Raw genomic sequence first — 11,458 nt, forward strand, 5'->3', positions numbered from 1 at the left:
GGTGCGTGGTGGACGGACGTTCCCGGTCATCCCACTGCTGACGGGGCTGATGCTGCTGGCGTGGCCCTTCCTGATTGGATTTGGGCTGACGCACAACAGCCTGCAGTGGCTGTTACCGGTGATGGCGCTGGTATTGCTGCTGCGGCTGCGTCAGGCGCAGCGGAACGCTGGCCCGATGCGCTATGTGGTGCAGTGCGTGGCGCTGGCGGGTATCACGCTCTGCGCGGCCAGCTACCTGCTGAAAACCCACCAGTGGCTGCTGCTCTACCCGGTGGTCGTCAACCTTGTGATGCTGGCCGTGTTCGGGGGGTCGCTGTGGACCGCAATGCCGCTTGTCGAGCGGCTGGCGCGCCTGCGCGAGCCAAATTTGCCCCCAAAGGGCGTGCGCTATACCCGCAAGGTGACCCTCGTCTGGTGCGGCTTTTTCATCGGTAACGGCGCGATGGCGCTGTTCACCGTCCTCCACGGCGACATGCATCTGTGGACGCTGTGGAACGGTATGGTGGCCTACATCCTGATGGGAACGCTGATGGCGACCGAGTGGCTGGTGCGCCAGCGGGTGATAAAAAAAGAGATGCACAATGACTAACCCCCTTCCGCTGGGCCAGTGGCTAAACGCGCCGCGCCCTGACGATACGCCCGTTGCCTGGCTTGACGATCGTACCTGGACGCTGGGCCAGCTGCGCCACGACGTGACCTTACTGGTCGCCACCCTGCATCAGCAGGATGGCGAACGCTGGGCGCTGTGCTTTGAAAACAGCTACCTGTTTATTGTTGCGCTGCTGGCCTCGCTGCACGCCGGTAAAACACCGGTCATTCCCGGCCATAGCCGCGTCTCGCAGCTTGAAGAGCAGCAGGCGTTGTTTAGCGGCGTTCTGAGCGATCGAACTCTCGGCTTCCATGGGAAGCTGATCGTGGTGGCCTCAAGCCATCAGACGGCTAGCCGCTGGGCGTCCCTGCCGGAGATTGACGAAAGCCGCTTCGTTGAACTGTTCACCTCCGGCTCCACGGGTACCCCGCGCCGGGTGATTAAGCACATCGTCAGTCTGGATCGCGAAGCCCGTCTGCTGGCTGACCGCTTCGGCGATCGTCTGGCCGGCTGTAGCGTTGTCGCCTCGGTCGTACCGCAACATCTGTACGGTCTGACATTCCGCATCGTATTGCCGATGGCGCTGGGCCTGCCGCTGCATGCCGCGATGCTCTACTACGCTGAGCAGCTGGCCGCCCTTCCTCATGACAGGCATTACCTGTTCATCAGCAGCCCGGCGTTCCTGAAGCGCCTGGATACCGAGCTGGCCGCGCCGCCCGTCAGGATGCTGATTTCAGCAGGCGGAATGCTGCCCTGGTGTGACGTCTCCACCACCGCGGGCTGGCTTAACATCTGGCCGGACGAAATTTATGGCAGTACCGAAACCGGGATCCTCGCCTGGCGCCATCGCCAGCAGGATAACGTCCCGTGGCTCGCGTTCCCCGGCGTTATCTTCCATCAGGAAGATGAAGCCTGTCGCGTCACGTCGCCACTGATCCATGAGGAAGAAGGACTCCAGCTGGACGATATCCTCCACTTCGACAGCGAGGGGCTGTTCAGCATCGCCGGTCGTCGCGGGCGGGTGGTCAAAATTGAAGAAAAGCGCATCTCGCTTAACGAGATCGAACGTCGCCTTCTGGAGCTCGACGGCATTTGCGAAGCGGCTGTATTGCCGGTCACGCGCGGAGGCCGTCAGGGAATTGGCGCACTGCTGGTCCTGGACGAAGCGGTTCGTCAGCGCGGGTATATGCAGGATAAAAAAGCGCAGGAGTTTGCCTGGCGCCGCGCCCTGCTGCCGTGGCTTGAGCCGGTCGCCGTTCCGCGCTACTGGCGCATTGTCGATGAAATGCCGGTAAACAGTATGAACAAGCGTGTCTATGCGCAGTTAGAGGAGTTATTTCATGAAAATTCATGAAATTGAGCGCCACCAGACACAGCCGGAGAAGCTGGAAATCATTTTGCATCTCGACGCGGCGCTGTTCTGGTTTCAGGGCCATTTTGCCGTACAGCCGCTGCTGCCCGGCGTTGCGCAGCTTGACTGGGTGATGCACTACGCCACGACCTTACTGGCACCGGGCTACCGCTTTCACAGCATTCAAAACGTGAAGTTCCAGGCGCCTCTGCTGCCGGAAACCACGGTGACGCTGGTGCTTGAGTGGCATGCCGAACGTCAGATGCTGACCTTCAGCTACCAGCGTCACGCCGGGGCGGAACGCCATACCGCCAGCAGCGGAAAAATCCGTCTATGTCAGTGATCTTTCGCCCCTGCGTGCTGATCCCGTGCTACAACCACGGCGCCATGATTGCCAGCGTGCTGTCGCGTCTCGCACCGTTCGGCCTGCCGTGCCTGGTGGTGGATGACGGCAGCGAAGCGATCACCCGTCAGGAGCTCGAACGCCTGGCGGCAGAGCAGCCGCAGATGACACTGATCCGCCTGGCGCAAAACGCCGGGAAAGGTGCTGCGGTCATCAGGGGGCTGGAGGCGTGCGCGTGCGCGGGCTATACCCACGCCGTGCAGGTGGACGCGGACGGTCAACACGCCATCGAAGATATCCCCAAACTGCTGGCGCTGGCGGAGCACCACCCGGACGCGCTGATTTCCGGCCAGCCCATTTACGATGATTCCATTCCACGCTCGCGACTCTACGGGCGCTGGGTAACCCACGTCTGGGTGTGGATTGAGACCTTATCCCTGCAGCTTAAAGACAGCATGTGCGGCTTTCGGGTCTACCCGGTCGCGCCCACGCTGCGGCTGGCAGCGCGTGAGCCGCTCGGTAAACGCATGGACTTTGACACCGAAGTGATGGTCCGTCTCTACTGGCAGGGTAACACCAGCGTCTTTCTGCCCACCCGCGTCACCTATCCGCAGGACGGGCTGTCCCACTTCGACGCGTTAAAAGATAACGTGCGGATCTCCCTGATGCATACCCGGCTGTTCTTCGGCATGCTGCCCCGCATGCCCGGCCTGCTTTTCCGTCGACGCCGCCAGCACTGGGCGCAGCAGGACGAGGTCAAGGGTCTGTGGGGGATGCGCCTGATGCTGCGCGTCTGGGAACTGCTGGGTCGGCGTGCTTTTACCGTGCTGCTGTGGCCGGTAATCGGCGTGTACTGGCTTATCGCGCGTCCGGCGCGGCAGGCCTCGCGGCAGTGGATTGCGCGCGTGAAGCAAGAGCTGCGTCAGCGGAACATGCCTGTTCCCTCACGGCTCAACAGCTTTTTCCATTTTATGCGCTTCGGCAATGCGATGCTGGATAAAGTCGCCAGCTGGCGCGGTGAGCTGAAGTTTGATCGCGACGTGGTCTTTGCCCCCGGCGCGAGCGAAGCGCTGGATATCGCGGCGCCGCAGGGCAAGCTCCTGCTCGCCTCGCACCTTGGCGACGTAGAAGCCTGCCGGGCGCTGGCTCAGCTGGAAGACAGCAAGATCATCAACGCCCTGGTCTTCAGCGAAAACGCCCAGCGCTTTAAGCAAATTATGAGCGAAATGGCGCCCCAGGCCAGCGTGAACTTGATGTCGGTTACCGACATCGGCCCGGACACCGCGATTGCTATCAAAGAGAAGCTTGAGCGCGGAGAGTGGGTCGCCATTGTGGGCGATCGCATCGCGGTGAATCCGCAGCGTGGCGGAGAGTGGCGCGTGATCTGGAGCCCGTTCATGGGCCAGCCTGCGCCGTTCCCACAGGGGCCGTTTATCCTGGCCTCCATCCTGCGCTGCCCGGTGGTGCTGATTTTTGCCCTGCGCCAGCAGGGGAAGCTCACCCTGCACTGCGAACCGTTTGCCGACCCGCTGCGCCTGCCGCGCGGTGAACGCCAGCAGGCGCTGCAGGATACCGTCGATCGCTACGCGCAGCGGCTGGAGCATTACGCCCTCATGTCGCCGCTCGACTGGTTTAATTTTTTCGATTTCTGGCATCTGCCAGAGTCCAGAGAGAAGGAGTAAAGGGTGCTGACCGATCCCCGCTTTACGACTGAAGTTGAGATCACCGTTCCGTTCCACGACGTCGATATGATGGGCGTGGTCTGGCACGGCAACTATTTCCGCTACTTTGAGATCGCCCGCGAGGCGCTGCTCAATCAGTTTGACTATGGCTATCGCCAGATGAAGGCCTCCGGCTACGTCTGGCCCGTCGTCGACACCCGGGTGAAATACCGCGATGCGGTGACCTTTGAGCAGCGTATTCGCGTCCGCGCGCACGTTGAAGAGTATGAAAACCGCCTGCGCATTGCCTATCAAATTTTCGATGCGCAGACCGGCAAACGCACCACCACCGGTTACACCATCCAGGTGGCGGTAGAAGAAGCTACCCGCGAAATGTGCTTTGTGAGCCCGGCAATACTGTTTGAACGAATGGGAGTGACGCCATGAAATGGTTGCCTTTGCTGGCGCTGATCGTCAGCCCGCTGGTCAGCGCCGTGACGCTGGATGAACTGCAGCAGCGCTTCACCGAGCAGCCCGTGGTGCGCGCGCACTTCGAACAGGTTCGCACGATAAAAGATATGCCGCAGCCGCTGCGCTCGCAGGGCGAGATGCTGATCGCCCGCGACAGCGGCCTGCTGTGGGATCAAAAAGCGCCGTTTCCGATGACGCTCCTGCTGGATGACAAGCGGATGGTTCAGGCAATTAACGGCCAGCCGCCGCAGACCATCACTGCCGACAATAATCCGCAGATGTTCCAGTTCAACCATCTTCTGCGGGCCCTGTTCCAGGCCGACCGCAAGGTGCTTGAAGAGAACTTCCGCATCGATTTTAAAGACCTGGGCGCGGGCCGCTGGTCGCTGGTGCTCACGCCAAAAACGACGCCGCTGGACAAGATTTTCGCCACCCTCGATCTGGGCGGCGCGACCTATCTGGAGACGATTCGTCTCAACGACAAACAGGGCGACCGGACCGATATCGCTCTTTCACGCCACCAACTGACGCCCGCCAGCCTGACCGATGACGAACGCCAACGCTTTGCCGCACCGTAAATCCCTGCGCCCGGCGCTGCTGTGGGCCACGCTATGCCTGATTCTGCTGGGCGTGCTGCTGTCGCTGCTGCCCGGCGCGCGTCTGAACAGCAGCGTGCTGGCCATGCTGCCGAAACAGACGCTGGGGGCGATCCCGCCAGCGCTCAACGACGGATTTATGCAGCGTCTCGACCGCCAGCTGATCTGGCTGGTCAGCCCCGGCAAAGAGCCGGATCCGCACGTGGCGCAGCAGTGGCTGGCGCTGCTGCAAAGCAGTGACGCGCTCAGCGAGGTCAAAGGCCCGATGGACGCCGCCGGGCAAAAGGCCTGGGGAGAATTCTTCTGGCAGCACCGAAATGGCCTGATCGATCCCGCCACCCGTGCCCGCCTGCAAAACGGCGGAGAAGCACAGGCGCAGTGGATTTTATCTCAGCTCTATTCGGCCTTTTCCGGCGTCAGCGGCAAAGAGCTGCAAAACGATCCCCTGATGCTGATGCGCGGCTCCCAGCTCGCGCTGGCACAAAATAGCCAGAAGCTGCGGCTGATGGACGGCTGGCTGGTCACAAAAGATGAGGCGGGAAACTACTGGTATCTGCTTCACGGCGAGCTGACGGGCTCGTCATTTGATATGCAGCAGACCCACCGGCTGGTGACGACGCTTAACGCGCTGCAGGAGACGCTAAAAGCCCGTTACCCTCAGGCACAGCTGCTTTCGCGCGGGACGGTATTCTACAGCGATTACGCCAGCCAGCAGGCCAAACGCGACGTCTCGACGCTGGGCATCGCCACCCTGCTTGGCGTGTTCCTGCTCATCGTGGCGGTATTCCGCTCTCTGCGCCCGCTGCTGCTGAGCGTGCTCTCGATTGCCATCGGCGCGCTGGCGGGCACGGTGGTGACGCTGCTGCTCTTTGGCGAACTGCACCTGATGACGCTGGTGATGAGCATGAGCATCATCGGTATTTCAGCCGACTATACGCTCTACTACCTGACCGAACGGATGGTGCACGGCGCGGAGCACTCTCCATGGCAAAGCCTGGCGAAAGTGCGCAATGCGCTGCTGCTGGCGCTGCTGACGACCGTCGCCGCCTACCTGATTATGATGCTGGCCCCCTTCCCCGGGATCCGCCAGATGGCGGTGTTCGCCGCCGTGGGGCTAAGCGCCTCCTGCCTGACGGTGATTTTCTGGCATCCGTGGCTGTGCCGGGGTTTACCGGTGCGCCCGGTTCCGCTGATGGTCCTGATGCTGCGCTGGCTGGCCGCCTGGCGACGCAATAAAAAATTGTCCGTTGGTCTCCCCGTCGCGCTGGCTCTGCTCTCCGCCGTGGGGATGAGCACCCTGAGGGTGGACGACGACATCGCCCAGCTTCAGGCCCTGCCGAAGGATATTCTGGCGCAGGAGAAGGCCATTACCGCCCTGACCGGACAGAGCGTCGATCAGAAATGGTTTGTGGTCCATGGCGCCTCGCCTCAGCAAACGCTGGAACGGCTGGAAGCCTTTACCCCGGCGCTGGCGGAGGCGCAAAAAGCGGGAGAGATGGCCCGCTGGCGTACCCTGCCGCTGAACTCGCTGGCCCGCCAGAAAAGCGATCTTACGCTGCTGCGCGACGCTGCCCCTGCGGTAACGAACGTGCTGAAAAGCGCCGGGCTCAACGCCGTATCCCCGAATCTCGACGCCATGCCGGTCAGCGTGGACGCGTGGCTGAAAAGCCCGGCCAGCGAAGGCTGGCGTCTGCTCTGGCTGACCCTGCCCGACGGGGAAAGCGGCGTGCTGGTGCCGGTGGACGGCGCGAAAAACAGCGCGTACCTCGGTGAACTGGCCGCGCGCCACGAAGGCGTCGTCTGGGTCGATCGCAAAGCCAGCTTTGACAGCCTGTTTGCCCTCTATCGCACGCTGCTGACGGGGCTACTGTTTGCCGCGCTGGCGGTGATTGCCTGCGGGGCAATGCTGCGCCTCGGCTGGCGTAAAGGGCTGATAAGCCTGGTGCCGTCCGTGCTGTCGCTGAGCTGCGGGCTGGCGGTCCTGGCCGCAACGGGCCACCCGGTGAACCTGTTTTCACTGCTGGCGCTGGTTCTGGTGCTCGGCATCGGCATTAACTACACGCTGTTTTTCAGCAACCCGCGCGGTACGCCGCTGACCTCAATGCTGGCGATTACGCTGGCCATGATGACCACGCTGCTCACGCTGGGCATGCTCGTCTTCAGCGCCACCCAGGCCATCAGCAGCTTCGGTATCGTGCTGGTGAGCGGTATTTTTACCGCCTTCCTGCTGGCTCCGCTGGCGATGCCGGATAAGAAAGAGAGAAAACGTAAATGAACGCTTTTTACCGCGCCGCCGCGCTGGCCGCGGCGCTGCTGCTGGCAGGCTGCAGCCATTCGACCGATACCAAAGAGACGCGTCCCCAGGCCTGGCTCCAGCCGGGAACTAAAGTTACGCTTCCGCCACCCGGCATTAGCCCGGCGGTCAGCTCCCAACAGCTGCTGACCGGCAGCTTTAACGGACAAACGCAGTCTCTGCTGGTGATGCTCAACGCGGATGCGCATAAGGTGACGCTGGCCGGGCTCTCTTCCGTGGGCATTCGCCTGTTCCTGGCGACGTACGATGAGGCCGGTATTCATACCGAGCAGTCGATCGTCGTGCCGCAGCTGCCGCCAGCCAGCCAGGTGCTGGCCGACGTGATGCTCAGCCACTGGCCGATTAGCGCCTGGCAGCCACAGTTGCCCAAGGGCTGGACGTTAACGGACAATGGCGATCGACGCGAGCTGCGCAACGCCAGCGGCAAGCTGGTGACGGAGATTGTCTACCTGCAGCGCAAGGGCAAGCGCGAGCCGATCAGCATCGAGCAGCACGTATTCAAATACCACATCACCATTCAATATCTGGGTGACTGAGATGATTTATATTTCCGCCGTTGGCATGGTCAACGCGCTGGGCAATTCGCCTGACGAGATTGCCGAGAACCTGACGGCTGGCGTGGCGCCGGGGATGCACGCCCGGACCGGCTGGCTGCAGGGTTCACCCGAAGCCGTACTGGGCGGCGTGGAAGGCGAGCTGCCGACCATCCCGGACACCTTGTCCGCACACCGCACCCGCAACAACCAGCTGCTGCTGGCCGCGCTGGCACAGATTCAGTCGACCGTCGACGAGGCCATCGCCCGCGTCGGTCGCGACCGCGTGGCCGTGGTGCTGGGAACCAGCACCTCCGGGCTGGATGAAGGCGATGAGCACGTTAGGCGCATGACCGACGGCGAGACCAGCACGCCCTGGCAGTATCCGCAGCAGGAGCTTGGCGATCCGTCCCGCTTCCTTGCCAACTGGCTTCAGCTCGAAGGCCCGGCCTATACGATCTCCACGGCCTGCTCTTCCAGCGCGCGGGCGATGATCGGCGGCAAGCGCCTGATCGAAGCCGGGCTGGTGGATATCGCCATTGTCGGCGGAGCAGATACCCTGAGCCGAATGCCCGTCAACGGTTTTAACAGCCTTGAATCCTTCTCCCCTGCGCTCTGCGAGCCGTTCGGCCGCGACCGTCGGGGGATCACCATCGGTGAAGCCGCCGCGCTGATGGTGCTGAGCCGTGAGCCCGCAGAGGTGGCGCTGCTCGGGACGGGCGAATCCAGCGATGCTTACCATATTTCCGCCCCGCATCCGCAGGGCGAAGGGGCGATAAGGGCTATCGCTCAGGCGCTTAACGAAGCGGGCATGCAGCCGGAGGATATCGGCTACATCAACCTGCACGGCACGGCCACGCCGCTCAACGATCAGATTGAATCGCAGGTCGTTCACGATCTCTTCGGGGAAAGCGTGCCCTGCAGCTCCACCAAACACCTTACCGGCCATACGCTGGGCGCTGCCGGCATTACCGAAGCGGCCCTGAGCTGGCTGATTCTGACGCGCGATCTGCCCTTGCCGCCGCAGGACTTCGCCCGCTACGCACCGGACGACACGCTGGCGCCGTGCGGCCTGCTGCACCAGCGCGCCGCCCTGAAAAAGCCGGTCATTTTGTCTAACTCGTTCGCGTTTGGCGGCAATAACGCCAGCATTCTGCTGGGGAGAGCGTCATGAGCTACTTATCACCCGTCGACTATTTGCCGCACGATGCGCCAATGATGCTGCTGGCGTCCGTTGAGTGCGTCACGGACGACACGGCGGTTTGCCGCGTCGCGGTCAACAGGCAAAGCGTCCTGGCACCGTTTCTGAATGCCGATGGCGACCTGCCGGGCTGGTACGCGCTCGAGCTGATGGCGCAGACCGTCGGCGTCTGGTCGGGCTGGCATCGCCAGCAGCAGGGGCAGGATCATATTGCGCTGGGCATGGTGCTCGGCGCGCGCGAGCTGATCTGCGCCAGCGGGCGTTTTACGCAGGGGCTGACGCTGGACATCACCGTAAAACTGCTGATGCAGGACGAACGCTTCGGCAGTTTTGAATGCGCGATTTCCGCAGATGAAGAGACGCTGGCCACGGGCCGGGTCAACACCTTCCAGCCGAGCGCAGAAGAATTAACATCGCTTTTTAATCAGGGATCTAACGCATGAGTCGTTCCGTACTGGTCACAGGGGCCAGCAAAGGCATAGGGCGCGCCATCGCCCGCCAGCTTGCCGCCGACGGGTTTACCGTAGGCGTGCATTACCATCGTGATGCCGCAGGCGCGCAGGAGACGCTGGACGCCATCACGCAGGCGGGTGGCAACGGTCGTTTACTCGCCTTTGATGTGGGCAACCGCGAACAGTGCCGCGAGGTGCTGGAGCAGGAAATTGAAGCCCATGGCGCGTGGTATGGCGTGGTCAGTAACGCCGGAATTACGCGCGACGGCGCCTTTCCGGCACTGAGTGAAGACGACTGGGACAGCGTTATCCACACCAATCTCGACAGTTTTTATAACGTCATTCACCCCTGCGTTATGCCGATGATTGGCACCCGTAAAGGGGGGCGCATTATCACCTTATCGTCCGTGTCCGGCGTGATGGGCAACCGCGGTCAGGTGAACTACAGCGCGGCGAAAGCGGGCATTATCGGCGCCACCAAAGCGCTGGCGATCGAGCTGGCAAAACGCAAAATCACCGTGAACTGCATTGCCCCGGGGCTGATTGATACCGGCATGATTGAGATGGAAGAGGCCGCGCTGAAAGAAGCGATGTCCATCATTCCAATGAAACGTATGGGCCAGGCTGAGGAAGTCGCCGGGCTGGCAAGCTATCTGATGTCAGATATTGCGGGGTACGTCACCCGCCAGGTCATTTCCATTAACGGAGGAATGCTATGACGCGTCGCGTGGTGATTACGGGCATGGGCGGCGTGACCGCCTTTGGCGAAAACTGGCAATCCGTTTCCAGCAGGCTGCTGGCGTATGAAAACGCGGTGCGTAAAATGCCGGAATGGCAGGTGTATGATGGCCTGCACACCCTGCTGGGCGCGCCGATCGACGATTTCACGCTGCCGGAACACTATACCCGCAAGCGCATTCGCGCCATGGGCCGCGTGTCGTTGATGTCGACCCGCGCCACCGAGCTGGCGCTGGAGCAGGCGGGATTGATTGGCGAAGCGGTGCTCACCAACGGGCAAACGGGTATCGCCTATGGCTCATCCACGGGCAGTACCGGACCGGTCAGCGAATTCGCGACCATGCTCACCGAAAAGCACACCAATAACATCACCGGGACAACCTACGTCCAGATGATGCCGCACACGACCGCGGTGAATACTGGCCTGTTCTTTGGGTTACGCGGCCGCGTCATCCCGACGTCGAGCGCCTGTACCTCCGGCAGCCAGGCGATTGGCTACGCCTGGGAGGCGATTCGCCACGGGTACCAGACCGTTATGGTTGCCGGGGGCGCGGAGGAGCTGTGTCCATCTGAAGCGGCGGTATTTGATACGCTGTTCGCCACCAGCCAGCGCAATGACGCGCCTAAACACACCCCATCGCCATTTGATACGCAGCGCGATGGCCTGGTGATTGGGGAAGGTGCGGGTACCCTGATCCTCGAAGAACTGGAGCATGCCAAAGCGCGCGGGGCCACGATCTACGGCGAAATCGTGGGCTTTGCCACTAACTGTGACGCGGCCCATATCACCCAGCCTCAGCGTGAAACCATGCAGATTTGCATGGAGCAGTCGCTGGCCATGGCGGGATTAAGCGCCCTGGATATGGGGTATATCTCCGCACACGGTACCGCCACCGATCGCGGTGATATCGCCGAAAGCCTGGCCACCGCGGCTATCTATGGTGACAACGTGCCGGTTTCCTCGCTGAAGAGCTATTTTGGCCATACGTTAGGGGCTTGCGGCGCGCTGGAAGCGTGGATGAGTTTGCAGATGATGCGTGAAGGCTGGTTTGCCCCGACGCTCAATTTAACGCAGCCGGATGAGCAATGCGGTGCTTTAGATTATATTATGGGAGAAGCCCGTCAGATTGACTGCGAGTATCTGCAGAGCAATAACTTCGCGTTTGGCGGCATCAATACCTCGATTATCATTAAACGCTGGGCGTAACT

12 protein-coding genes are annotated in these 11,458 nt (G+C 61.8%); all 12 read left to right on the plus strand.

Going from position 1 to position 11,458, the window contains the following annotated elements; all coding sequences use genetic code 11:
- The first annotated feature begins 1 nt into the window (after position 1).
- From GVO84_RS21265 to GVO84_RS21320, 12 genes are read left to right on the plus strand one after another with little or no spacing between them, the layout of a single operon-like run.
- A complete protein-coding gene (locus GVO84_RS21265; RefSeq protein ID WP_159515071.1) occupies positions 2–589 on the plus strand; it encodes a hypothetical protein in 588 nt (195 codons plus the stop codon).
- Entirely contained in the window at positions 582–1,943 is a 1,362-nt protein-coding gene (locus GVO84_RS21270; protein WP_159515072.1) for an AMP-dependent synthetase, read from the plus strand. The genes GVO84_RS21265 and GVO84_RS21270 overlap by 8 nt, the downstream gene beginning before the upstream one ends.
- The gene (locus tag GVO84_RS21275) at positions 1,930–2,283 is read left to right on the plus strand and encodes a hydroxymyristoyl-ACP dehydratase (RefSeq protein WP_033146841.1); all 354 of its coding nucleotides are present in this window, start codon (positions 1,930–1,932) and stop codon (positions 2,281–2,283) included. The genes GVO84_RS21270 and GVO84_RS21275 overlap by 14 nt, the downstream gene beginning before the upstream one ends.
- Positions 2,274–3,965, plus strand: coding sequence for a glycosyltransferase family 2 protein (locus GVO84_RS21280; protein ID WP_159515073.1), 1,692 nt, complete (start codon positions 2,274–2,276; stop codon positions 3,963–3,965). The genes GVO84_RS21275 and GVO84_RS21280 overlap by 10 nt, the downstream gene beginning before the upstream one ends.
- Before the next feature lie 3 nt (positions 3,966–3,968).
- On the plus strand, positions 3,969–4,391 hold the full coding sequence (locus GVO84_RS21285; protein ID WP_023309526.1) for an acyl-CoA thioesterase: 423 nt from the start codon (positions 3,969–3,971) through the stop codon (positions 4,389–4,391).
- A complete protein-coding gene (locus GVO84_RS21290; protein ID WP_008503088.1) occupies positions 4,388–4,993 on the plus strand; it encodes a LolA family protein in 606 nt (201 codons plus the stop codon). Before GVO84_RS21285 ends, GVO84_RS21290 begins: the two co-directional genes overlap by 4 nt.
- Complete coding sequence (locus GVO84_RS21295; RefSeq protein ID WP_159515074.1) at positions 4,962–7,286, plus strand: MMPL family transporter; 2,325 nt, start codon at positions 4,962–4,964, stop codon at positions 7,284–7,286. Before GVO84_RS21290 ends, GVO84_RS21295 begins: the two co-directional genes overlap by 32 nt.
- Positions 7,283–7,861, plus strand: a complete 579-nt coding sequence (locus GVO84_RS21300) for a DUF3261 domain-containing protein (protein ID WP_121426147.1) — start codon at positions 7,283–7,285, stop codon at positions 7,859–7,861. The genes GVO84_RS21295 and GVO84_RS21300 overlap by 4 nt, the downstream gene beginning before the upstream one ends.
- Position 7,862: 1 nt before the next feature.
- Entirely contained in the window at positions 7,863–9,032 is a 1,170-nt protein-coding gene (locus tag GVO84_RS21305; RefSeq protein ID WP_159515075.1) for a beta-ketoacyl-[acyl-carrier-protein] synthase family protein, read from the plus strand.
- A complete protein-coding gene (locus GVO84_RS21310) occupies positions 9,029–9,502 on the plus strand; it encodes a 3-hydroxy-fatty acyl-ACP dehydratase (RefSeq protein WP_159515076.1) in 474 nt (157 codons plus the stop codon). The genes GVO84_RS21305 and GVO84_RS21310 overlap by 4 nt, the downstream gene beginning before the upstream one ends.
- Positions 9,499–10,230, plus strand: coding sequence for a 3-ketoacyl-ACP reductase FabG2 (locus tag GVO84_RS21315; protein WP_159515077.1), 732 nt, complete (start codon positions 9,499–9,501; stop codon positions 10,228–10,230). Before GVO84_RS21310 ends, GVO84_RS21315 begins: the two co-directional genes overlap by 4 nt.
- Positions 10,227–11,456, plus strand: a complete 1,230-nt coding sequence (locus GVO84_RS21320; protein WP_121426151.1) for a beta-ketoacyl-ACP synthase — start codon at positions 10,227–10,229, stop codon at positions 11,454–11,456. Before GVO84_RS21315 ends, GVO84_RS21320 begins: the two co-directional genes overlap by 4 nt.
- Positions 11,457–11,458: the final 2 nt, after the last annotated feature.

This window comes from Enterobacter sp. SM3, from assembly GCF_009811935.2.
Lineage (GTDB): Bacteria > Pseudomonadota > Gammaproteobacteria > Enterobacterales > Enterobacteriaceae > Enterobacter > Enterobacter asburiae_D.